This is a genomic window from Methyloversatilis sp. (genome assembly GCF_965284615.1).
GTDB lineage: Bacteria > Pseudomonadota > Gammaproteobacteria > Burkholderiales > Rhodocyclaceae > Methyloversatilis.
The window spans coordinates 333,111-356,336 of the sequence record NZ_OZ260098.1 but is presented as its reverse complement, the minus strand read 5'-3'; the positions used below and the strand labels follow the sequence as shown (position 1 = coordinate 356,336).

Here is a 23,226-nt window from a genome sequence, read left to right as displayed (position 1 = left end):
TTCGGCGCGGACGAGGAAAAGACGAATCCCAGACCCGCCAGCGCATTGACGACGCGGCGGACACCGGCCACGCGGGCCGCGACGCTGCCATAGATCACCGGCTTCATTGCCACGTGATGCACCACGTCGGGACGCACCCGACGATAGATGCCGCACACCTGACACAGCAAAGCAAAGTCGCGCACCAGGTTAACGCCACCGCGTTCGATTTCCAGCGGAATCACCTCGATACCCAGGTCGCGCAGGTGCGCAGAACGTTCATTGCAACGTGTCACCAGCACGACCCGCAGCCCCGCGTCGCATGCCGCGAGGGCAAGTGGAAGGCGATGGGATTCGAAGTAGAAGTCTTCGGTGACGAAGAACAGCAGTGTCCTGCCGGCAAGGACGTCCGGACGTTCAGCGGGAACCATGCCAGTGCTCGAGCCAGGACTGGAATATAAGAGCGTTCCAGACCGAATATTCCCAGTTGCGGCGGCCTGACAGGTGTTCCGTCCATCGCGCCTGTACCAGTCTCGCATCCAGATAGCCGTCCGCCGCCAGGCGCTGCGGATCGAGCAGCGCGTCGGCCCACGCGCGCAGCGGGCCACGCAGCCAGTCGCCGATGGGTATGCCAAAACCCATCTTCGGTCGGTCGGTCAGCGCAGTCGGCACATGCCGCGCCAGCACCGCTCGCAGCACGCGCTTGCCCACCCCCCCCGGCGCGCGCAGTCGCCGGCAGGGACCAGGCAAACTCGACGATGCGATGATCGAGCAACGGTACGCGCGATTCGAGACTGACGGCCATCGACGCGCGATCAACCTTCACCAGAATGTCGTCCGGCAGGTAGGTCACGGTGTCGGCGTACATCATCGCGTCGGTGAAATCCTCGAACTGAGTCCATGCAGCGTCCGAAGCCAGGCCGGGCACGGGTCCGACGCCCGGGCACACCTCCCACTCCCAGAAGCGCACCAGGCGGTCGTACAGCGCGCGCGGCTCGACCAGCGCAAGCACCTCGGCCAGCTTGTGCAGCTTGTCGCCAGGATTTGCATAGCGGTAGGCCGCGGGCAGCAATGGCAATAACGGCCGTATCAGGCGCGACCAGGTCGCGGGCCGCACCCCGCGAATCATGCTGGCAGCCCGGGCACGCAGCGGTGTTGGCAGACGCTCCAGCTTGCGCCATAACGCCTGAGCGATGAAATAGCGGTTGTAACCGCCGAACAGCTCGTCACCGCCGTCGCCGGACAGGCTCACCGTCACCTGGCTGCGCGCCAGCTTCGACACCAGATACGTTGGAATCTGCGACGAATCGCCGAACGGCTCGTCGTACATCGCAGGCAACAGTGGCACGACCGCACGCGCCTCGTCGGCGCTGACGTAGTGTTCAGTGTGCCGTGTCCCCAGGTGACGGGCGACAGCCGCCGCATGCTGTGCTTCGTCGTAGCCCTGTTCATTGAATCCGATGCTGAAGGTACGTACCGGCTCGCCGCCATGCGCCTGCATGAGCGCGACTACGGTGGAGGAATCGATGCCTCCGGACAGGAAGGCACCCAGTGGCACGTCCGCCACGCTCTGCAGCCGTATGGTCTCGCCGAGCAGCTTCTCCAGTTCATCGGCAGCATCGGACACGGATCCGGCGAACGGCCGCGCGCGAGCCGCCTGCACCGCCGACAGCGCGTGCCAGTAACGGCCATGCACCGGCTCCGCCGCGGCAGCATCGAAACGGACGGTGGCGCCGGGTTCCAGCTTCCATACGCCGGCATATATGGACCACGGTGCGGGTACATAGGCGTATCGCATGAACAGCGACACCGCCTGTCTATCGATCTGGGGCGCCCATCCCGGCAAGGTCGCAAACGCCTTCAGCTCGGATGCAAAGACCAGATCGCCGCCACAGCGACCAAAGTAGAGGGGCTTCTCGCCCAGCCGGTCGCGCGCCAGCCGCAACACCCGTGCCTCCCGATCCCACAGAGCGATCGCGAACATGCCGACGCAGCGACGCAGCGTGTCCTCGAAACCCCATCGCACGAAACCGGCAAGCAGGGTTTCGGTATCCGAATGACCGCGCCACGGAATCGTCCCGTCTCTCTCGAGGTCGGCACGCAGCGCCGAGTGGTTGTAGATCTCGCCGTTGAATGCCAGGACATAGCGGCCACAGGGCGACAGCATGGGCTGATGGCCCGCCGGCGAGAGGTCTACAATCGCGAGACGGCGATGAGATACGCCGAAGCCGGTGCCCTGGTCAACCCAGGCCCCGCCGTCATCCGGACCGCGGTGGACCATGGCGGCCGCCATGGCCGCCAGGAGCGGCGGGGCTGGATCCGTCGTGGTTAACCACAGACCTGCGATTGCGCACATATTGTTGTTCAGCTCCGTGCAGCTTCCAGCTGCCGTTTAAATTCACTCCAGTCGCCGCGCAGCGTATCTGGAATCGCGCTCACCCGACCGCGCATGACTTCTCTGTCCAGCCCGAATACCATCGCCAGCAGGTCCCGCGCAGCAGCAAGTGCATGCAGCGTGGTTCCGAGGACAATGTCGCGCGCGCTACCGTGCGACCACAGCGCCCGCAAGAAGTGATAGCGCCCGACCATCGTCTTGCGCGCCGACAGACGGTCGTAGCGATAGGCCAGCAGAGGCGCCTCGATGGCGGCGAAACGCGAATTGCGGTGGGTTCGGTAAAGGAGATGCTGGTCCTGTGCCTTCAACGCGCGCTCGTCATAACCGTGCGCCCTGAACCAATCCGCTCGTCCCATCCAGGTCGGATGAGGCATTGGAAAGTTCAGCGCTGCGCGGCTCACGATGCGTTCGTGCGTCGCCGGGCTCGCGACGACGCCCAAGGGCTCGCCCCGGTTGTCGATCATGAGCACCGAACTGGCGAGCAGGTCCACCTCCGGATGGTGATCAAGGAAGTCCGCCTGGACCTTAAGCCGTTGCGGGAAGGCCACGTCGTCTGCGTCCATGCGCGCGATATAGCGGCCGCGCGCCAGGGCAACCCCCTCGTTCAGCCGCACGGCCAGTCCAGCGCTGAACTCATGTCTGATCACATGGATTCGTTGATCACCATGCAGCCCTGGACGTTCGGCCGAGCCGTCGCGCGAGCCATCGTCGATTGCGATCAGCTCCCAGTCCGTCTCCGTCTGCCAGCGCAGCGAAGTCAGCGCATCGTCCAGTGCGGGGCCGGCATCGCGGAAGGACAGCACGATGCTGATGCGCGGAACAGCGGCCGTCATGTCAGCTGTCACGGTAGAACAAGCGTCCCGGCAGGCCGGAAGCCCGGTAGGTCGCCGCGCCGCAGAGTCGCCAGCTCAACTCGAACAGCAGCCGGCGTGCCGCCCGGGAGCCGCGTCGAGCGCCCCACACCTGCTGCATCGGCCACACCAGCGCTGCTCTGAGACCCGATAGGGCGGCACCGGTGCGGTGGGCTCGAATTGCATGGTTGAAGTCATGGCGCTCGATCGTGCGCAGCCTGCTTCGGCCCGGCGCATCAATGCACTCTTCCAGCAGTGGCGCGAACCTCTGCTCATAGAGATGCTCCGCGAGCGTACGCCGGTAAGCAGCCCAAGCCATGGCATCCCGTCTCACCGGATCAGCGAGCAAGGACTGAGCCCCGCGGACCAGTTCGTCCTCACTGGAGAACGTTTCGATCTCGGTACCGCACGTGAAGTAGTCGTCCAGCCGATCAGCCGTTTCAGTCAACAGAACCCCGCCGGCAGCCGGCACCTCGAATACGCGCGCCTTGATCTGGCGGCTGCGATAAGGACGCAGCCCACGCCACTGCAGCCCCGAATCACCGAAATTCAGACTGAGACGGGAACTGCGGTAGATCTCTGGAATACGCTTTGCATCCACCGGTCCGTTCGGCCAACCCTGCCCGAAGCACTCAACGTTGAGGCCACGCTCGCGCAAGCGTCTGATCCAGCGACTGCGGTTGCCATAGGCCGAGCCAACGAAAGTCAGGTCATGCTCGCACTGTGCCGCAGGCAATGGTTCGCAGGTGCGCGCACCGCTCGCAGCCCACTGACTGGAGCGTACGTTCTGCAGTCCATCCCTGCGCGCAGCCGCAAGGGCGAGATGGGAGGTGGTCGCCCACAGATCGACCTCCGGGGCCACAAAGCGCGAGAACTGTGCGTACTTCCAGGAATCGTCGGTCCCCCAGTTCAGCACCGACAACCCTGCTGCGCGCACGGCGCGCAGTGTTTCTGTCCATATCTCGTAGCCCATCAGCACGCAGAACAGCAGATCGGGACGCAGTGCATCCACGCGGTCGAGAAGCGCCGTGTTCAGCGCCGCAAAATCCGCATGCGCACTGCGGTCCCAGGACTCGAAGTGATGAACGTCATGGCCAAGTGCGCGCAGAGCAGGCAAAAAGTTGCTGTACTCATACCCCTCGCCACGCGCGGGGTTTCCGTAATTATGGCGTCCGAAAACGCAGAGCACTCTCATCGGTCAATCGCTACGGCGGATGGCGGTGACGTGATAGCCAACGGTAAAGCGCTGCTCGCGGTCATAACGGTCAAGCAGGGCGGCAGCAACCGGAATCAGACCGCAAAGGACCGGCAGCAGTGCGAGCCAGAACGGCCACCAGAGAAGGCTGGGCGCGAACGGAAGCCGGCGGAATGGTATGGTGGTCGCCGCAAAGCGGATCGCCTCCTGGGAGAAGAAGCGGAACGAGCCCGCGTTGGATTCGACCCTGATGTCATCGAACCCCGCCTCGGCAAGCACTCGCTGGAACCACCAGGGGGTAAATCCGCCGTAGTAATGATGGGGTTCCTGGTGGATGCCCGAGCCTAGCAGGGCGGTGAGCATCAGGCGACCGCCGGATCTGAGCAGGCGTGCGAACTCACGGATCACACGCGCCGGCTCTGCAAGATGCTCAATGACTTCGGTGCATAGCAGCGCGTCGAAACTCGCGTCCGGAGCGGGAATCTCGGCAGCGTCACACACATAGTCGATGCGGCCGTAGCCCCCGTGGCGCAGCTGCTCGCCCTGCAGACCGGTGAAATCCTGAGTCCGGTAATCGCAGTGCGCAAACAACGGACGATAGGGGCAGGAGCCGGCGCCGACATCGAGAATGCGTGCCCCCCGCGGCAACGAAGCAGCCTGACGGGCCACCCAGCGGTCGCGAAAAACAAGGTTGAAAGCAAACAACGGGCTAGTTCGCAACTGTCGTCGGAGAAAGGAAAGCATCGTGAGATCAGCCTCTGAACCGTCGGATTCGGTGAACCAACGCCGCACATTCCTGTGCGACGAACAGGCGAGCAACGAGCAGGGCCAGCCGGCATTCAAGTATCCGTCGAGGGAAGTAACGTACTTCTACGGCTGCAATGACCGTGCGCACCGCGCGGTGAAAGGGTCGATAGCGCAACCCGCTTCCCCACGATCTGCGCATCGGCTTTATCTGGTACTTCGCCGCATCGACGCCCGCCGTGTATAGCGGGCCGTCAACCAGGACCACGCCGCCTGCCGCAATGAGGCGCAAGACGAAGTAGCAATCGTAGTAATCGAACATGTCGTCATCCAGGAAGAAGACGATGGCGTCGCGTCTATGAACGCCGTAGAACATACCGGGCGTCATGCGCGCGAAGAATGCCCGCACGTTGGTGGCGGCATCCTGCAGGACGGACAGCGACGGCATAGCGACCGGCACACGACGTCCGCTCGTGCGGTACAGCGTTTCGATCCCGGTCATCGCCGACACTGCGCCCGGCGTGCTCAGCAGGGCTCCCATGCAGGCCTCTACGAATCCCGGTTGCCATTCGTCGTCATCCGCAGCCCACATGAAGTACTCGGCATCGCTCTGTGCAAGCACGAAACGGAAGTTGCCCGCCGCGCCCAGCGATTCGGGCTGACGCACGTAGCGAATGCGCGGGTCGCGCGCAGCCATGTCCGCCACCACGGCGGCGACCGTCGGATCCGGTGATGCATTGTCGGACACCAGGATGTCGAGTTCGCGATAGGTCTGGGCGCACAGGCAAGCAAGAGTACGGCGCAGGCCTTCGGGGCGGTTGTAGGTCGGCACGCCAACACCAACCCGTGGTCTCAGCGGTTAACCCACGACTGCTCATCCACGTAGAGCGTGTTGATATAAGTGTCCGCAAAACGCACATAGCCACGTTTGCACAACAGGGTGTCAATCTCGGTGCGTTTCTCGCCCTTTCCGGTGGAGGAGAACACGATGGTCTCCACGCAGATGACTTTGGGCCGGAAACGGCTGAAATCGAGTGAGGCAAGGATTTCGTAGTCCAGCCCCTCGACGTCAACCGACAGGAAGTCCGGTGCTCCGCCGAAATGTTCGGTCATCACATCATTGATCGTTACGACCTCGACACGGTGGCGCTTCTCGATACGGTAGCCCTGCGACACATACAGCCTCGCCTCCTCCTCGGACAGCGTGTTGAGCGTGCGCGTGGACATGATGAACAGTTCGAACCCGCCGGGCTGCGGGCCGATCCCGATATTCAGATTGGTGTCCCCAGAACGCTTGTCGAGGAAACGTGAATGCAGTTCGGGGTCAGGTTCCACCGTGACGCCTCGGCTACCTTGCTCGTAGAACAGGAAGGTGTTGCTGAGAAAGGTCGGATGATGGGCCCCAACATCGAGATAGGTGGGACGGGCGATCTTCAGCATGTCGAAAACGGTGCGGGCGATCACATCCTCGCCGCACTGCGCATAGGACTTGCGGTAATCGATACCGGCCTTGCGCCGTAGCAGATCGACAGCGCGTTTCATCAGCATGCCGCGGTTGCGAGCATCGAGCAGTTTCTTCATGTCAGGGATTCGAGGTTCTGCGGGCAATCGTAAAAGGCCAGACGGTCAGCAACCCGTCACGCAGGCGGTGCGCCGCGCTCACGGCCACCAGCAGAGAGAGCCCGCCGCAGGCCAGCATCGCGCCCCAGGTCACCGGCGCACTCATCGGTTCACGCAACAGCAGCACAAAGGGCGCGGTCACGGTGGCTGCTGCCAGCAGCGGTATGGCGACATCCTTCACGTACCAGTCTCGACGCTCGGCCGGCAGCAATCTCCGATACATGAACGGCAGGCCGATCAGAACGTAACCGGCATTGAGCACCACCCATGCCCACGCTGCGCCCTGCGCGCCATGGCGCGGCACGAGCCATAGAATGGCCGGAACCAGAAGCAGCACCGCAATCACATTCATCCACGCGGCGAAACCGGGCCATCCATGAGCAAGCTGCAACATGTAGGGAATGTGCACGAGGGCATTCAGGAATGTCCCCATCGCCAACAGGGTCAGCAATGGCGCGACCTGTGACGACAGTGCGGCGTCACCTGTCCACGCGAGCAGCAGCGGGCCCGACAGGCAGGTCATGATGAGGGCGGGCGGGGCACACAATACCGTCACCAGTTGGGCACCACGATGATAAAGCAGCGCAAGCTCCGGAGTCTTTCCGCTAGCTGCAAGTTCGGTGAATCGCGGGTAGAAAGCCTGGGTCACCGGCGTCACAAGCAAGGTCAGCGCCGATGCAACAGTCGAAGCGAGCGCGTAATGTCCAAAATCCTGCAGCGACAGCAATCGCGACAGCAGCACCTTGTCAACCTGGGTCAGCAGCAATGCAAGCAGGGTCGTCGCTATCATGCCGCCAGCGAAACGGCGCATGTCTAGTAACGCAGCACGGGAAAAAACCGCCGAGCGCCCAGCGTGCGGCAGAGCACGGTTCGTAACCAACGCAAGTCCGATCGCAGCGATAAGCGACACCAGTGCCTGCCAGGCGAAGAAGGCTTCGATCGTCGGTGACACCCAAGCCAGCACGCCGACAGCGCCGACGGCTCGCAGAGTGGCGACGACGGAATTGAAGACATTAAAGAACACCTGCTTCTGCAGCCCCAGCAACGCGCCGCGGTAGAGCCCTTCGATGAGCCGCAGTGACGCGACCCCCCCCATCAATGCAAGCGCATTCGCCACCGCCGGCTCGGGTAGTGCGACGGCCTGGAACCAGTTCGAGGCAAGCCAGCGGGACGCACCGAACATCGCAAGAATCACCGCTACCACCACCGCCAGGCAGAGGCATTCGACGGTGCGCAGCAAGTCGCGTATTCCGGGGGCACTGTGCAGACCGGCACTAAAGCGAGCCATCTCGCGTCCGAGCGTCGGTGTCATGCCCATGTCGAGCAGTGTCATCCACGCCTGCAACATCGCGAACACGCCTATCAGGCCATAGGCCTCAATCCCGAGAAAGCGGATGTACAACGGCACGAATGCCAGTTGCATCATCGCCACCCATCCCTGCCCGAGATAGTTGGCGATGACGTTGCGGCGAAGCGACACGGGGGGCTGGGCTCGGCCGGATCAGGCCACGCGGCGCAGATAGCCGTCGGGGGCGACAGTGACTAGCAGCTTGTTCTCGACCGACTTGTCGATCTCGAAACGCAGCGGCCGGCCATCCGCGGCAGTACGACCCTCGGTCGCGACTCGGCGCAGGTATTCATGGACCGCCGTCTTCGGATTGTCGCCGGGTCCCCACGGACGGTCACCCGACAGCGCTTTTGGGATGTCCTCGACCACCGTATCGAACACGATGCAGTAGCTGTCGGCGGTAGCGAGTGGCGCATAGGCCTCGAGTTCCGCCAGAACGTGATCGTGGGTGTGATTGCTGTCGAGACAGACCAGCACGCGCTGGCGGCCGCCGGCATGCGCCTTCACCTTGTCGATGACGTCGGGTGCGATGCTCGAACCCTGGATCATGTCGATGCGACGGGACATCGGGTGCGCAATGATAGCTGCGCGATTGTGCGGACGGATGTCGATATCTATGCCCAGCACTCGGGCATCGGGGTTGCCTCCGCACGCCGCATTGAGCTCGAGCATCGACGCTGAAAGAATGAGCGATCCGCCGTGCGCGATGCCGGTCTCGATGATTAGATCTGGCTGCACGAGCCAGATCAGTTCCTGCATCGCAACGATGTCCTGCGGATACTGGATGACAGGACGGCCGAGCCAGGAAAAATTGTACGAGTACTGCGTGCGCAGCGATTCAAGCAGGAAACTCCGGGCACCGGCCTGCAGTGCCGAGTCGCGGCCATTGCCGTCAACGCGTGCGGCCACTTCGTCAGAGAAGTTGTTCATGATCCACCGTAATGTAGGAATAAGCGTTGTTCGACTGCGTGATGATCTCGTCGAGGTAGTTCGAGTTCATCACGAACACGTTGTCGCCGGGTGCCAGCAGCGCAGCACCTTCGGCAGCAGACGCGACGCGCAGCGCAGTGACCGGCAGGTAGCGGCCCTGCTTGGCCGGATTGATGTCGATCGCGACATCGAAAGTCACGCCACGACGCATGAGATGCGTAGCGAAAATGACCCCCTTGGACGCCGCCCCCCAGATGGCGTTGCGACGCGCAGCCCCTCCGGCGAGCGCACCCGCACGCTCCACTCCCGCCATGAAATCGCCGGGCAGGTCGATGAGGTCTTGGGCAGAGGCCCGTGGAGCCCTCAATGTCGCCATGTTGACCATCGCGTACAGGTACTGCCCTCCGAAAACGTGACCGCGATCGATCACGCGACCGAACATGCGATCGAAATCGACCAGCCGGAAGTAGTTCACATGTTCGTAGAAGATGTCGAACCAGGCACGATGGGCGCATATCCAGTCCAGGCAGGGAACCTCGATATACGCGATTCCGCGGCCACCGTTGGCAGTCGCGATGGCGTTCAGGAAGGACAGGGGATCTTGCATGTGCTCCAGCACATGCCGCATTACCACTCCTTCGGCCGACAGCCCGAGCCCGGCTTCGAACGGAGCCTTGATCACATCGGGGTTCTCGCCCTCATAGGCCGGATCGATGCCTGTGATCGCGTAGCCCCGCTCACGCAGCAGCTCCAGGAAGGCACCCTTGCCGCACCCGACCTCGATCAGCGTGCGGCCAGCAAGGTATCTGTCCACGATGGCTGCCACGCTGTCGAGATGCTGACGAAACACGCCCGAGCACGCTTGCTCGTTCTGGTAGTCCGCGTCGTAGGAGAGCTTCGAAGGATCAAAGGCCGCGTTGAATACGAGTCCTGTCTGAGGATCCTGCACGAGTACGACATCCCCGGTCGGACTGGCATGCGCAGCCGCCGCCGTTTCATAGGTCCGGTTCTGGAGGACCGGCAGGCGTTCCGCCCTGAAAAGTTCACGCATCAAGAGAGAGACTCCATCACCCGATCCAAGCGTTCCCGCACGCCCCAGAAGGCGAAAGGTTCGTGGTCAGGATAGCGGTAGCGACCGAGGTCGAGCTGCATGGAGCTGCCACGCTCGCGCAGGCGCCGTTCGACGAAGGTGCGCACGGAGACCGGCACGCCGCTGCAACAATTGAACACGCCATCAGCAGCGGAACCCGCCAGGAGGGAGAGCTCACGGGCCGCCTTGTCGATCGGCAGGTAATCGCGCAACTGCTCGCCGCCCGACATCGGGAACACGTCGTCACCGCGGTCGATCGCAGCGTCCAGCTGGGCCATCAGACTGTTCGGGTTCTGCCCGTGCCCATACAGGTAGAACAGTCTTGCCCACTGCAGCACGAAAGGATATTCGCGCCGCAGCGCCTCAAGGTACTGGCGCAGCGTGTTCTTGGCGATGCCATAGGGATTGTCCGGTTGGACCGGCTGTGCTTCCCGCAGTGCGCCGGACTGCAATCCGTATTCGAAGCAGGTTCCGGTAACCAGTATCTGTGGTGTACCGGCCTCGACCATGCGGCGGAGGAAGCGGCAATCGGCCGGCAGGTTGGTCTCGATATGGAACAGGTCTCGATAGTTCGGCAAGCCAGGCCATGCGAGGTGCACCAGCACATCGGGCACGCCCAGCGCGATCACGGGATCGGCAGCCCCGTCATGCAGATCGAAAGCGACCCGGTTCACATGGCCCGACCAGTCCGGCCAGGAACGTCGTCCCCGGGATACCGCCGTGACCGCATGGCCCGCAGTCAGCAGGGCATCGACCAGGTGGCTACCGACGAAACCGGTCGCTCCGGTGACGACCACGTTCATCCGATCACCTCGAGCGCAGGGACTGCCACCACGAAACGGGCGTCCCATTCGCGCACATAGTCGAGCTGCGCGACTACCTCGTCCCGCAGATTCCAGGGCAACACCACGATGAGATCGGGACGTGCACTCCGCAGAGCGTCCTCGCCGACCACCGGAATGCGACAGCCGGGGAGGAACTTGCCCTGCTTGGCTGGATTGCGATCGACGACGAACTCGATCAGGTCGCCGCGAATGCCGGCGAAATTCAACAGCGTGTTGCCTTTGGCGGCAGCGCCATAGCCGGCGACCTTGAGCCCCTGGCGCCGTGCATCAATCAGGAAGGCGACCAGATCGTTCTTGACCCTCTCCGCTCTCGCCTGGAAGCCGCTGTAGAAATCTGCCGTCGCCATACCTGCATCCCGCTCGCGCCCGAGCGCCGCCCCAACCCGCGGTGTCACGGCGTGTGGGCCGGTCGCACTGCGCTGAGCGTAAACGCGCAGGCTGCCACCGTGCGTCGGCAGCTCATCGACATCGAACACCGTCAGACCGTTCGCTTCGAAGATGCGCGTGACAGCGGTCAACGACAGATAGGAGAAGTGCTCGTGATAGACGGTGTCGAACTGATTCTGCTTAACCAGGTTGAGCAGGTGCGGGAACTCGAAGGTCGCGACGCCGTCGTCCTTGAGCAGACAGTCAAAACCCGCAACGAAGTCGTTGATGTCCGGCACATGCGCAAGCACATTGTTCGCGGCCATCAGGTCCGCGCGCTGACCGGCTGCGGCCAGTTCCTTGGCAAGCTCAACGCCGAAGAAGCGCTCGAACACCTCGATGCCGCGCTTGCGCGCCGCGGCCGCGGTGCTCGCAGTCGGTTCGATGCCGAGGCAGGAGATGCCGCGCTCGCGCACGTACTGCAGCAGGTAGCCATCGTTCGAAGCCACCTCTACCACATGAGAATCCCGGTCGAGAGCGAAGCGATCAACCATGTCTTCGACATAACGCTTTGCGTGTGCGAGCCAGCTCGTCGAAAAGGAACTGAAATAGGCGTAGTCCTCAGCGAACAGTTCCGCGTGGTGTGCATAGTCCTCGGTTTGTGCCAGCCAGCAGCCAGTACACACGAGCACGCGCAGCGGATACCACTTCTCGGGTCCGAACAGCGCCGCCGGCGTTAGGTAGGAATTGGACGGCGGTGCGCTGCCCAGATCGATCAGCGGCAAGGTCAGTTCAGTGCCGCAGTGGCGACATTTCATGCGGTGATTCCCTTGAAATCCGGGTCGAGCATCGGATGCGCACGATCGCGTTCCGACATGTCGGTAATGTCCAGCGGCCAGCGGATCGCCAGTGCCGGATCAAGTGCGTTGATCGCAGCCTCAGATTCCGGCGCATAGGCGGCGCTATGCAGGTAAAGCAGTTCGCAATCGTCGGTCAGCGCCTGAAAGCCGTGCGCAAAACCTCGCGGAATCAACAAGCTACGCTGATTACCGGCGGACAGCACCTCGCAGTACCAGCGCAGGAAAGTGGTAGAACCGGCGCGCAGGTCAACGGCGACGTCGAACACCTCGCCCCGCAGGCAACTCACCATCTTCACCTCGGCGTGTGGCGCACGCTGGTAATGCAGGCCGCGCAGCGCGCCGCGGGTGCGCGTCAGTGTGTGATTAATCTGCGCGACAGGCGCATCGAAGCCGGCTTCGCGCAACGTATCGGCACAGAAGAAGCGCGAGAAGAAACCGCGGTGATCCTCGATGCGCGGACGCTGCACGACGACCAGCCCGGCGAGCGGCGTAGGCGACCAGTCAGGGCGATTACTCATGAACGGTCTGCATCTGCGGCAGCGGCATATTCGGCAATTTGACCCAGACTGAAGGCGCGCATGTCTACGCCGCCCCGCCACGCCTGATGCCACTGCAGGGTGCGGTCGAGTGCTTCGCTCAGCCGCCAGCGCGGCCGCCAGCACAGGCGCGAACGGGCCTTGCTGCTATCGAGCTTCAAATAATGGGCTTCGTGCGGCTGCGGCGCGGCGTTGACCTGCCACACCAGATCGGGCAGGCGCGACGCGAGGTGTTCGACGATCCAGCCGACACTGCGCGCATCGTCTTCCGCCGGACCGAAGTTCCATGCTTCTGCGAGATCGCCACTGCCACCGACCAGCGCCTCGGCCAACGCAAGATAGCCGGACAGCGGTTCGAGCACATGCTGCCAGGGCCGCACAGCATGCGGCGAACGCACCGGCAACGCACAGCGCGCATCGAGCGCACGAAAAATGTCCGGCAGCAGCCGATCTTCGGCCCAGTCGCCGCCGCCGATCACGTTGCCTGCCCGGGCAGTCGCAACCGCAACCCCCGCTTCTTTCAGAAAGGAGGCGCGATAGGCCGCCGTGACCAGTTCGGCGCAGCCCTTGCTGGCACTGTATGGGTCATGCCCGCCCATAGCCTCGATTTCGCGATAGGCCCAGGGCCACTCCCGGTTTTCGTAGCACTTATCGGTCGTCACGTTGACCAACGCCCTGACGCCGCCGACGCTGCGCACCGCTTCCATCACATTGACGACGCCCATTACATTGGTGGAAAAGGTGTCAACCGGCTCGCGATAGGATTGACGCACCAGAGCTTGCGCGGCCAGGTGAAAGACGATATGCGGACGCACCGCTTGAAAGGTCGCCCGCAGTGCAGTCGCGTCACGAATGTCGGCGATGGTCAACGACGCGAGTGATCCGTTCAACTCGGGCCACTGTAAACAGATTGGGCGAGGTCGGCGGCGCAAGAGCGTAGCCATGCACCTCGGCGCCCTGCGCATGCAGCCAAAGTGTGAGCCAACTTCCCTTGAACCCGGTATGACCGGTCAGCAGGACACGGCGCCCGTGCCAGAAATCGCCGAGTTTCATTCCCAGCACTTCCACGGCGCGCGGCCGCCACGCCAGAGTTCTTCAAGGTGGTTCTTGTCCCGCAGTGTGTCCATCGCGTGCCAGAAGCCACGGTGCGAATAGGCCCTCAGACGGTCGTCAGCGGCAAGCCGCATCAGGGGCTCGCCTTCCCAGCTGGTGTCATCGCCCGCGATGCCGTCGATGACCGAAGGGTTCAGGACGAAGAAGCCGCCGTTGATCCACGCACCATCCCCCGCCGGTTTTTCCTGAAAACCACGCACCGCCTCACCATCTAGATTCAGCGCACCATAGCGTCCAGGCGGCTGTATCGCTGTGACCGTGGCGTCGCGTCCGTGTGCGCGATGAAAGGTGACGAGCGCACCGATATCGACATCTGCCACGCCATCTCCGTAAGTGAAGCAGAAGGGTTCGTCGCTAAGATGGTCGCGGACACGACGCAGGCGCCCGCCGGTCAATGTGTTCTCGCCGGTATCCACCAGCGTGACGCGCCAAGGTTCCACGTAGCGCTGATGCACTTCCATGCTGTTGTTCGACATGTCGAAGGTGACATCGGACATATGGAGGAAGTAGTTTGCGAAGTACTCCTTGATTACATATCCCTTGTAACCAAGGCAGATCACGAAGTCGCTGATCCCGTAGCGGGAATAGATTTTCATGATGTGCCACAGGATGGGCCGACCGCCGATTTCGATCATCGGCTTCGGCCGCAGATGGGACTCTTCGGAAATGCGCGTACCAAGGCCGCCGGCCAGAATCACGGCTTTCATTTATTGGATCCATCAGGAGTAAACGGGCACGCCGGGCACATGCGCTGGCGCCCAGTTGGATCTTTTGATTATCTCACGTCTCGCCTGCCGCCCCGGGGGGCAGGGTGCGATATTGGTATGCTTGCGCCTCGCGGCCACGAGTGCCCCATCCACAGACTCCATTGACCCGCATCCTCTACAACCTCATCTGGTTGCTTGTACTGCTTTTGGCTGGTCTGCGCCTTCTGTGGCGGGGAACCGCGGAAAAGGGGTATCGCGAAGCCATGAAGGAGCGCCTCGGGCTATTCACGAACGTTCCGCAACAGCCCACGATCTGGATTCACGCCGTATCCGTAGGCGAGACACGGGCAGCGCAGCCTTTGATCGCCGCCCTGCAGAAAGCTGTGCCCGGCACTCGCATCCTTCTGACCCAGACCACTGCAACAGGTCGCGCCACGGCGCGTAATCTTTACGGTGACGAGGTGACGCTGGCCTGGCTGCCCTGGGACCTGCCCTGGGCGCAGCGGGCCTTTCTCGCACGATGGCAACCAGCGTTCGGCATCCTGCTAGAGACCGAACTGTGGCCCAACCTGTTAGCCGCGTGCAGACAGACTGGAGTACCAGTCGCGTTGCTGAATGCCCGCATGTCCGAGCGTTCGGCTCGCGGCTACGCCCGTATCGCCTGGCTGACGCGACCGATGCTGGAAAGCCTGCAGGTCATCGCCGCCCAGACAGCGGCCGACGCCGCTCGATTGAGAGACCTTGGCGCCCCTCGCGTAGCGGTCTGCGGCAACCTCAAGTTTGACGTCGCCATCCCGCACGCCCAGCGTGAGCTCGGAGCCAGCTGGCGTGCCGCGCTCGGCGGGCGACGCGTGGTGCTGCTGGCGAGTACTCGCGAAGGCGAAGAGGAAGTGCTGCTGTCTGCACTAGACTCGACGTTGCCCGCCGAGGTGTTGATTGCCCTCGTGCCGCGTCACCCCCAACGCTTTGACGAGGTTGCCGCCCAGGTCTTGCAGCGCGGACTGTCTATGGTCCGGCGCAGCCAGCAAGGGGTGCCCGGCCCTAACGCACGGGTGTGGCTCGGTGACTCCATGGGCGAAATGTTCGCCTGGTATGCAATGGCGGATGTCGCGGTGATCGGCGGCAGCTGGCTGCCACTGGGCGGACAGAACCTGATCGAGGCATGCGCAATGGCGTGCCCTGTCATCGTCGGACCTCACACCTTCAATTTCACCCAAGCGACTGAAGACGCTATCGCGGCTGGCGCGGCTGTACGCGCCGCCGACGCGGGCGCCATGGCCGTCTGTGTCGCCCGCCTGATCGATGATGATGCGGGCCGCGGTGCGATGTCAGCTGCCGCGCTGGCTTTCGCAGCCCAGCACGGTGGCGCCACGGGACGCTGCATGACGCTATTGCGACCGCTCCTGGTTCGCGTCACCGGAACGCAGACTGCTCCCCTCAGCGCACCCTGACCGCCCCCGCCTCCACCTTCAGTCGCTGCCTCCCGTGTCCGGCGGGAATCTGCACAGTACCGGCCAGGCGATACGGCCCGACCACGCTCGGCGCCACTTCGACCACGGCGCGGCGCCCGGCGGCCGAGTGGCTTTCCAGCCACCAGCCCTTGTCGTCGCGCGTCGTGCGCATGCCGAAGGGCCGCGCCAGCGGCTCGCCGACGAACACGCCTTCGCCGGGCCAGGCCACGCTTTTCCAGTAGGCCTCGATCAGCGTTTCGCCCTCGGCGTAGTAGGTCATCAGGATGCCCGGGTGCGGAAACTTGCCGAGGTGGTTGCACGGCTCGACCACGGTGCCGTAGCTGCCCGTGGCGCCGGCCCGCAACCATTCGAGGGCGCTCATCTGCGTCCGGTTGCCGGTCAGCTGGCCGCCGAAGGAGGTCAGATGATCGGCCGGCGCGCCGGGCAGGAAGGTGAGCGTGTCGATCGCCGGCACCCTGACCGCACCGGTGAAATAGCCGATCACGTCGCGCCGCCCGCCCGCCTCGGCTGCCGTCGGCGTCTCGAAATGCAGGCCGCGCACCTGCTGCACGATTTCGTCGAACATGCCGGCGCGCACATTGCGCGCGGAATCCTCGGTGCGCACCAGATAGACGCTGCCTTTCGGATAGCTGTAGTCCGAGGCGATGCCGCGGTCGATCAGCTGACGCACCTGCTCGACCGATTCGCCGGCCAGCAGCATGGCCGGCCGTGGCATCGGCATGTCCTCGCTCATGGCGCGACCGCCATTGAACATCCGGCTGGTCTGCGTCGGCCCGCAGCTGTCGGAGCAGAAGCGTTCGTCGTAGCCGAAGGCGAAGGCCGAGGTGATGCTCATGCAACCGGCGCGCCACGGCTTGGTCCATGCCAGCGCGAACGCCTGGATGCCGGACGGCAGCTTCTGCTCCACTTCCGCCTGCAGCGCTTCGAACTCGGCGCGTGTCAGTGCCGCGCGGTCGTGCGGCAGCCGCACCTCGATCAGGTTCGCCTCTGGTATGCCGCGGCGGATGCGGTAGTAGGTGCCGGCATCGACACTGGCCGGATCGGACACATTGACGATGACCGCCAGCTCGCCCGGGCCCAGTGCTCGTGCGACGTCGGCGAGCGGCAACAGCAGGGCGAGCAGCAGGCAGCGAAGATAGACAGTGAGTTTCGGCATGTGGCGTCCGGAGCGCATTTCGATCAGGCCGACAGTCTATATAGGCAAGCGCCTGCGAGACACCTGTCCGCGCGTGGGCGTGGCACCATCCGGGCGCAGATCCAGCCCTGCGCCCACGACACTATCCAACGGAGGTTCACTCGAATGCGTTATCAAGCCTATCGTGAGCAGTGCAATGCAGACAGCCTGACGATGATCGACGCTGAAGTCCCGCGCCCCGGTCCGGGTCAGGTACTGGTCAAGATGCGCGCAGCGTCGCTGAACTATCGCGATCTGTTCATCCTGCAGGGCCTGTATCCCGGCGTTGACTCGAAGGATCTGATCCCGCTGTCCGACGGCGCCGGCGAGGTGGTCGAGATCGGCGCGGGCGTCGATCGTTTTGCCGCTGGCGACCACGTGATCGGCACCTTCTTCGAAACATGGATCGCCGGTCAACTGCAGCCGGCGTATTTCGGCAAGACCCTGGGCGGCACCGCACCCGGCGTGCTCACCGAGTACCGCCTGTTCCCGCAGGAATCGCTGGTCGCCAAGCCGGCGCATCTGAGCTTCGAGGAAGCGGCGACCCTGCCCTGCGCCGCGCTGACCGCGTGGAACGCGCTGTTCGAAGGCCCGGCCCCGCTGCGTGCCGGCGAACGCGTGCTGGTGCTCGGCACCGGCGGCGTGTCGATGTTCGCGCTGCAGCTGGCGAAGGCGGCCGGCGCCGAAGTGATCGCCACCTCGTCGAGCGACGCCAAGCTGGAAAAGGCGAAGTCGCTGGGCGCGACCACGCTGATCAATTACCGCAGCCACCCGGAGTGGGATCAGGAAGTGCGCACCGCCACCGGCGGCGCAGGCGTGAATCACGTGGTCGAGGTCGGCGGCCCGGGCACGCTGCAGCGCTCGATCGCCTCACTCGGCCAGAACGGACAGGCGCACCTGATCGGTGTGCTGACCGGCGGCGAAATCAACCCGCTGCCGCTGCTGTTCACCACCTCGACCGTGCGCGGCGTGTTCGTCGGCTCGCGCGAAATGTTCGAATCGATGAATGCGGTGATCTCGCTGCACAAGATCCACCCGGTCATCGACCGCGTATTCGGCTTCGACGAAGCACGCGCAGCACTCGCACACCAGCAGAGCCAGGCCCACGTGGGCAAGGTGGTGGTGAGTATTGGCTGAGGGGCGCTAGGGGCTAGGTGTGAAGCTTCAATAGGTTGTTTCGGGTGTTCACCCGGAGAAGTTCTGAGAGACTGGAAATCGCCAAACCCCCAAGCTCTCTCGAACAGGATTCCGGATGAACACCCACAAGAATGCCCGATTGACCTACCTTCGTCGCCTGGAAATGGTGTTGGACATGCGTGTGAGAGGTCTGTCGGCCTCTGATGCGGCGAAGCGTAACGGCGTCAGCAGTGTCACTTCCCGCAAATGGCTGGGGCGCTACCTGGCCGAAGGTCCGGCTGGACTTGCAGACAAGTCGTCCCGTCCCGCCCGTTCTCCCCGAAGCATTGCCCCAGAAGTCGCGCTGACCATCATCGAGCTGCGCCGCAAACTCTTTCTTCAATCCCGGATCGCCTCCTACACCGGCGTATCCAAAGCAACGGTCAGCCGGGTGCTCCGACGAGCCGGCCTCTCAAGGTTCAGCGATCTGGCCCCGACGGAGTCCATACAGCGCTACGAGCGCCAGACGCCCGGCGAACTGCTCCACATCGACATCAAGAAGTTGGGCCGCTTCACCGCTGTGGGTCATCGAATCACAGCCGATTATCGCAAGCGCACCCGCGGCGTAGGCTGGGAACACTTGTTTGTGGCCATCGACGACCATTCGCGCATTGCTTTCACCGACATGCACCCCGATGAGCGCAAAGACAGCGCCGTGAGCTTCCTGCGAAATGCCGTCGCCTATTACGCAACGCTCGGTGTCACCGTACAGCGCGTGCTCACCGACAACGGACCTGCCTTCCACTCGCTCGCCTTCGCTCAGGCCTGCACCGAGCTGGGGATCAAACACAAGTTCACACGAGCCTATCGGCCACAGACCAATGGCAAGGCAGAGCGCTTCATCCAGTCAGCTCTGCGCGAGTGGGCCTACGGCCATTCCTATCCCAACTCCGACCTGCGCAAAGCCGCTTTGCCTCTCTGGAACCACTTCTACAACTGGCACCGACCTCATCACGGCATCGCTTGCAAAGTCCCTATGTCCCGTCTCTCAAATTCGCAGAACAACCTCTTGACTCTTCACACCTAGTCCCTAGCCCTCCCTCAAAGCGCCTTCGCCGAGAAGGTATCGCAGGCCGCCATCTCGCCCTGTTCCAGCCCGCGGCGGAACCAGCGCATGCGCTGTTCGGCGCTGCCGTGGGTGAAGCTTTCCGGCACCACATAGCCCTGCGCCTGTTTCTGCAGCGTGTCGTCGCCGATGGCGGTGGCGGCGCGCAGCGCCTCTTCGACGTCGCCCTGCTCCAGGATGCTGCGCGAGCGGTTGGCGTGGTGCGCCCAGATGCCGGCGAAGCAGTCGGCCTGCAGTTCCATCCGGACCTGCAGCAGGTTGGCCGCGCGCTCGCCTGCGCGCTGTTTCGCACGCTGCACTTTTTCGGCAATGCCCAGCTGGTGCTGCACGTGGTGCCCGACCTCGTGCGCGATCACATAGGCCTGGGCGAAATCGCCGGGCGCGCCGAAGCGGCGCTGCAGGTCGTCGTAGAAACCGAGGTCGAGATAGACGCGTTCGTCGGCCGGGCAATAGAAAGGCCCCATTGCCGCCTGCCCCATGCCGCAGCCGGTCTGCGTGCCGCCGGTGTAGAGCACCAGCCGCGGCTCGCGGTACTCGCCGCCGCCGGCGCGGAACAGCGCGCCCCAGGTGTCCTCGGTGTCGGCCAGCACGCGCGAGGTGAAGCGCGCCAGGCCGTCCTGCTCGGCCTGACCGGTCAACTGCACACCCGGCTGTACCGGTGCCTGCTGCTGTGCATCCGGCAGACCCGCGCCCATATTGAGCACCACCGACGGATCGACGCCGAAATACATCGCCACCAGCGCCAGCACGATGGTGCCGATGCCTATGCTGCGCCCGCCACCCGGCAGGCCGCCGCGGGCGCCGCGCCTGTCCTCGATGTTCTCACTTTCCCGTCCGTCGTCCAGTCGCATGCTCGCCCCCTCCTCGCAGACGCACATGATAGGCGGATCAGGTGGTGGCGGTATCCATCACCGGCAGCCACAGCGTGACCGTGGTGCCCGCGCCGGGCGCACTGACGATTTCGATCTCGCCGCCGTGCAGATCCATGATCTCCTTGACCAGCGACATGCCCAGACCGGTGCCCGGAATGTTGCCCGAGGGGTCGGCGCGGTAGAAGCGCTCGAAGATGCGCGCCTGCTGCTCGGGCGTCATGCCGATGCCCTGGTCGCTGACGTGGATGCCGGCCATCAGGCGCGAGTTGCGCGTCACCTCGGTCACCGACAACCTGACCTCGCCGCCGTCCGGCGAGTACTTGAAGGCGTTGGTGATGATGTTGCTCAGCGCGCGCACCATCTTCTCGTGGTCAACGCGGATGCGCGGCATCGACTGTGGCATGTCCAGCGACACGCGATGCGTGTCGCCCGGCATCGCGAGGCCTTCCAGCGTCGCGTTGATGAGCATCTTGACCGGCAGGTCCTCGTAGCGGAAATCCTGTCCGGCACGCGCTTCGATGCGGGCAAGGTCGAGCAGGTCGTTGATCAGGTTCACCAGCACGCGCGACTGCCGGTGGATGATGCCGTGCATGCGCCGGCGCGCCGTCTCGTCGTACTCGCGGTTCAGCAGCAGTTCGGCGAAACCGAAGATGGACGACAGCGGCGTGCGCAGTTCATGCGCCGCCGTGCTGAGGAACTCGCTCTTCATCCGGTCGACTTCGAACTGCTGGGTGATGTCGCGGAAGTAGAGCACCGTTTCCGACCGCCCCTGCGGTGCCACGCGCGCACTGCGCTCGAGCACGCGGCGCTCCGGGCGCAGCAGCCACAGCCGCTGCGCCGCCTCGCTCGACCCGTCGAGCGCGAACTCCGGCCAGGGCTGCGCCGGGTCCGACAGCCCGGCCATGCGCCGGTCGAAGGTCTGCGCGTCCAGCCCCAGCAGTTCGCTCTGCGCCAGATGCGTCATGCGCACGAAAGCCGGGTTCACATTGGTCAGGATGCCGTCCGCATCGAAGGTGACGAAGCCGTCGGGCGACAGCGCGAACACCGTGTGCAGGCGATTGGTGCGGCGGATCAGCTTCTGCTCGAATTCGACCCGCTCGGTGATGTCGTCGAACACATCGACGTAGTGCGTCACCTGTCCATCGTTGTCGCGTACCGGTGACGAAGACAGCGCCACCCACATCGTGCGCCCGTCCGCCCGCCGCACTTCTGCGGTCGTGCTGAAGGGCTTGCCATGGGCAACGGCCCAACGCATCTCGTCGCCGACGCGGTCGTCCGACGCACCGTCGGCGGCATACGAGAAAGGACGCCCGATGAGCGCCTGCGCACTGCGCCCGGTCAGTCGCTCGAAAGCTGCATTCACATAGACCACGGGCAGGCCGGCGCGCTGTACGTCGCGAATGAGCACCGCCTCGCTCGACGACTCGAGTGCCCGGTCGTGCAGGCGCATGCGCGTCTGCGCGGCCACCTGCTCGCTCACGTCGCGCAGCAGCAGTGTGTGAACCACGCGCCCGTCATGCACGAACCCGCTGGCCGAGACGGTCACCGGGAACTGCCGTACGCCGCCGCGCAAGCCGGTGCAGTCCTCGTGCCGCGCCAGGCGGGCGCCGGATTGCGCATCGTGCAGCCGCGCGGCGAACCAGGCGGCGTCGAACTGCGGCAGCAGACGTGACAGCGGCAGGCCGATCACTTCGTCCGGACGGCGGTCGAACATGTCGGCAGCCGAGCGGTTCATGGTCAGCACCATGCCGCTCTCGTCGGTCGTCACGATACCGTCGGCAGCCGTGTCGAGCACGGCCGACAGCCGCGTTTCGCTGAGCGCGAGTTCGCGCGTCGTCGCCCGCGCATTGCGATGCGCCCGGGCGGTCTCGGCCAGCAGCCGCAGCAGATGGAAAAGTACCGCGCTCAGCGCGATACCCATCAGCGGCACCAGCCACAGCACCAGATGGTCGGAGCCGAATCCGGCGGGCGCGCAGGTACGCACCGTCCAGACGTGCCCCGCGACCTCGATCTCGCGCACGTCCTCCAGGCCGGACAGCTTCTGACCGGCGCCGGCATTGCTGTAGAGCAGCGTCTCCTTGTCCGCGCCCCGACCGTCGTGAATGGCAACCACGACATGGTCGGCATAGCCGCGCAGCGCGCTGCCGAACAGATCGTGCGCGCGATAGGGGCTGTAGGCGTAGCCGATCAGCGCGCGCCGGCGAGCCTCGACGGTATCGACTGCGGCACCCCGCGCATACACCGGGTAGTACAGAAGGAAGCCCGGCTGAACGCCGTCCTTGCCCTCCTGCATCAAAGTCACCCGCCCCGACAGCGCGGCGTCGCCGATGTCGCGCGCGCGGCTCATCGCCGCCGACCGTATCGGCTCCGAATTCATGTCGAAGCCGATCGCCCTGCGGTTGCGCTCGTTCAACGGGGCGAGGAAGAGGATGCTGTGATACTCGGCGCGCGGCGTGTCGGGCTTGATCGCGTAATCGGGCATCTGCCGGCGGATCGCCGCCTCGTGTGCCGCCTTGTCGGCCGCTGGCAAGCGCACCGACAGACCGACGCCGAGGATGCCCGGAAAGTTGCGCTCCAGATTGAGCTCGTTCACATAGTCGCGCCACTCGTCGCGCGTGACCTCGCGGCTCGCGCGAACCAGGCCGGCCGCGCCGCGCAGGATTTCCTCGTGCGCAACCATGCGCCGGCGCAGCTGGGCGACCACCTTGTCAACCTCGCTGTCGAAGCGCTGCGCGGTGGCGGCATTCAGGCGGTCCCACAGCAGCGTACTCACCGCGGCGGTCACCAGCAGGCCGAGCGACAGCGCCAGCCAGGCCAGCCAGTCGGGAATGGTCAGCCGGTGGCGCAGGCTGGCGTCGGTCGCTGCCATCGTCGCGCTCCGGGCCTG

21 protein-coding genes and 1 pseudogene are annotated in these 23,226 nt (G+C 64.3%); 3 read left to right on the top strand and 19 right to left on the bottom strand.

Going from position 1 to position 23,226, the window contains the following annotated elements; genetic code table 11:
• Nucleotides 1-14: 14 nt before the first annotated feature.
• The 16 genes and pseudogenes from ACQ66H_RS01720 to rfbF all read right to left on the bottom strand — a co-directional run.
• A pseudogene (locus ACQ66H_RS01720) lies at nucleotides 15-365 on the bottom strand (glycosyltransferase); the annotation flags it as partial.
• Complete coding sequence (gene asnB, locus ACQ66H_RS01715; protein WP_430432553.1) at nucleotides 272-2,335, bottom strand: asparagine synthase (glutamine-hydrolyzing); 2,064 nt, start codon at nucleotides 2,333-2,335, stop codon at nucleotides 272-274. The gene asnB and the pseudogene ACQ66H_RS01720, both read right to left, overlap by 94 nt.
• Before the next feature lie 8 nt (nucleotides 2,336-2,343).
• Nucleotides 2,344-3,207: a glycosyltransferase family 2 protein gene (locus ACQ66H_RS01710; protein ID WP_430432552.1), complete on the bottom strand. Its 864-nt coding sequence runs from the start codon at nucleotides 3,205-3,207 to the stop codon at nucleotides 2,344-2,346.
• A 1-nt stretch (nucleotide 3,208) separates the two neighbouring features.
• Nucleotides 3,209-4,420, bottom strand: a complete 1,212-nt coding sequence (locus ACQ66H_RS01705; RefSeq protein ID WP_430432551.1) for a CgeB family protein — start codon at nucleotides 4,418-4,420, stop codon at nucleotides 3,209-3,211.
• 3 nt (nucleotides 4,421-4,423) lie between these two features.
• Nucleotides 4,424-5,164 (bottom strand): class I SAM-dependent methyltransferase, encoded by a 741-nt coding sequence (locus tag ACQ66H_RS01700; protein ID WP_430432550.1) that lies wholly within the window; start codon nucleotides 5,162-5,164, stop codon nucleotides 4,424-4,426.
• Between the two features lie 7 nt (nucleotides 5,165-5,171).
• Nucleotides 5,172-5,996: a glycosyltransferase family 2 protein gene (locus ACQ66H_RS01695; protein ID WP_430432549.1), complete on the bottom strand. Its 825-nt coding sequence runs from the start codon at nucleotides 5,994-5,996 to the stop codon at nucleotides 5,172-5,174.
• Nucleotides 5,997-6,016: 20 nt separating this feature from the next.
• Nucleotides 6,017-6,745, bottom strand: coding sequence for an FkbM family methyltransferase (locus ACQ66H_RS01690; RefSeq protein ID WP_430432548.1), 729 nt, complete (start codon nucleotides 6,743-6,745; stop codon nucleotides 6,017-6,019).
• A gap of 1 nt (nucleotide 6,746) precedes the next feature.
• Nucleotides 6,747-8,264 carry a lipopolysaccharide biosynthesis protein gene (locus ACQ66H_RS01685; protein ID WP_430432547.1) on the bottom strand — a complete coding sequence of 506 codons (1,518 nt, stop codon included), beginning with the start codon at nucleotides 8,262-8,264 and terminating at the stop codon, nucleotides 6,747-6,749.
• Between the two features lie 21 nt (nucleotides 8,265-8,285).
• Nucleotides 8,286-9,062 (bottom strand): cephalosporin hydroxylase family protein, encoded by a 777-nt coding sequence (locus ACQ66H_RS01680; protein WP_430432546.1) that lies wholly within the window; start codon nucleotides 9,060-9,062, stop codon nucleotides 8,286-8,288.
• Nucleotides 9,046-10,113, bottom strand: a complete 1,068-nt coding sequence (locus tag ACQ66H_RS01675) for a class I SAM-dependent methyltransferase (RefSeq protein ID WP_430432545.1) — start codon at nucleotides 10,111-10,113, stop codon at nucleotides 9,046-9,048. Before ACQ66H_RS01675 ends, ACQ66H_RS01680 begins: the two co-directional genes overlap by 17 nt.
• Entirely contained in the window at nucleotides 10,113-10,955 is an 843-nt protein-coding gene (locus ACQ66H_RS01670; protein ID WP_430432544.1) for an NAD-dependent epimerase/dehydratase family protein, read from the bottom strand. Before ACQ66H_RS01670 ends, ACQ66H_RS01675 begins: the two co-directional genes overlap by 1 nt.
• Nucleotides 10,952-12,181: a methyltransferase domain-containing protein gene (locus tag ACQ66H_RS01665; protein ID WP_430432543.1), complete on the bottom strand. Its 1,230-nt coding sequence runs from the start codon at nucleotides 12,179-12,181 to the stop codon at nucleotides 10,952-10,954. Before ACQ66H_RS01665 ends, ACQ66H_RS01670 begins: the two co-directional genes overlap by 4 nt.
• Nucleotides 12,178-12,741 carry a dTDP-4-dehydrorhamnose 3,5-epimerase gene (gene rfbC, locus ACQ66H_RS01660; protein WP_430432542.1) on the bottom strand — a complete coding sequence of 188 codons (564 nt, stop codon included), beginning with the start codon at nucleotides 12,739-12,741 and terminating at the stop codon, nucleotides 12,178-12,180. Before rfbC ends, ACQ66H_RS01665 begins: the two co-directional genes overlap by 4 nt.
• On the bottom strand, nucleotides 12,738-13,628 hold the full coding sequence (gene rfbG, locus ACQ66H_RS01655; protein ID WP_430432541.1) for a CDP-glucose 4,6-dehydratase: 891 nt from the start codon (nucleotides 13,626-13,628) through the stop codon (nucleotides 12,738-12,740). The genes rfbC and rfbG overlap by 4 nt, the downstream gene beginning before the upstream one ends.
• Nucleotides 13,606-13,812, bottom strand: a complete 207-nt coding sequence (locus ACQ66H_RS01650) for a hypothetical protein (protein WP_430432540.1) — start codon at nucleotides 13,810-13,812, stop codon at nucleotides 13,606-13,608. Before ACQ66H_RS01650 ends, rfbG begins: the two co-directional genes overlap by 23 nt.
• Complete coding sequence (gene rfbF / locus ACQ66H_RS01645) at nucleotides 13,809-14,579, bottom strand: glucose-1-phosphate cytidylyltransferase (RefSeq protein ID WP_430432539.1); 771 nt, start codon at nucleotides 14,577-14,579, stop codon at nucleotides 13,809-13,811. The genes ACQ66H_RS01650 and rfbF overlap by 4 nt, the downstream gene beginning before the upstream one ends.
• A gap of 161 nt (nucleotides 14,580-14,740) precedes the next feature.
• On the opposite strand from rfbF, the gene waaA reads away from it, so the two are divergent.
• Nucleotides 14,741-16,030, top strand: a complete 1,290-nt coding sequence (gene waaA, locus ACQ66H_RS01640; protein ID WP_430432538.1) for a lipid IV(A) 3-deoxy-D-manno-octulosonic acid transferase — start codon at nucleotides 14,741-14,743, stop codon at nucleotides 16,028-16,030.
• On the opposite strand, the gene ACQ66H_RS01635 is transcribed toward waaA, so the two are convergent.
• Nucleotides 16,017-17,207 (bottom strand): TIGR03790 family protein, encoded by a 1,191-nt coding sequence (locus ACQ66H_RS01635; RefSeq protein WP_430432537.1) that lies wholly within the window; start codon nucleotides 17,205-17,207, stop codon nucleotides 16,017-16,019. The two genes, waaA and ACQ66H_RS01635, sit on opposite strands and share 14 nt — an antisense overlap.
• 144 nt (nucleotides 17,208-17,351) lie before the next feature.
• Here ACQ66H_RS01635 and ACQ66H_RS01630 point away from each other — a divergent pair, with 144 nt between their 5' ends.
• Nucleotides 17,352-18,362 carry a zinc-dependent alcohol dehydrogenase family protein gene (locus ACQ66H_RS01630; protein WP_430432536.1) on the top strand — a complete coding sequence of 337 codons (1,011 nt, stop codon included), beginning with the start codon at nucleotides 17,352-17,354 and terminating at the stop codon, nucleotides 18,360-18,362.
• Between the two features lie 115 nt (nucleotides 18,363-18,477).
• Nucleotides 18,478-19,428 carry an IS481 family transposase gene (locus ACQ66H_RS01625; protein WP_430432535.1) on the top strand — a complete coding sequence of 317 codons (951 nt, stop codon included), beginning with the start codon at nucleotides 18,478-18,480 and terminating at the stop codon, nucleotides 19,426-19,428.
• A 14-nt stretch (nucleotides 19,429-19,442) separates the two neighbouring features.
• On the opposite strand, the gene ypfJ is transcribed toward ACQ66H_RS01625, so the two are convergent.
• Nucleotides 19,443-20,318: a KPN_02809 family neutral zinc metallopeptidase gene (gene ypfJ / locus ACQ66H_RS01620; protein ID WP_430432534.1), complete on the bottom strand. Its 876-nt coding sequence runs from the start codon at nucleotides 20,316-20,318 to the stop codon at nucleotides 19,443-19,445.
• 37 nt (nucleotides 20,319-20,355) lie between these two features.
• Nucleotides 20,356-23,208: a CHASE domain-containing protein gene (locus ACQ66H_RS01615; protein WP_430432533.1), complete on the bottom strand. Its 2,853-nt coding sequence runs from the start codon at nucleotides 23,206-23,208 to the stop codon at nucleotides 20,356-20,358.
• Between the last annotated feature and the right edge of the window lie 18 nt (nucleotides 23,209-23,226).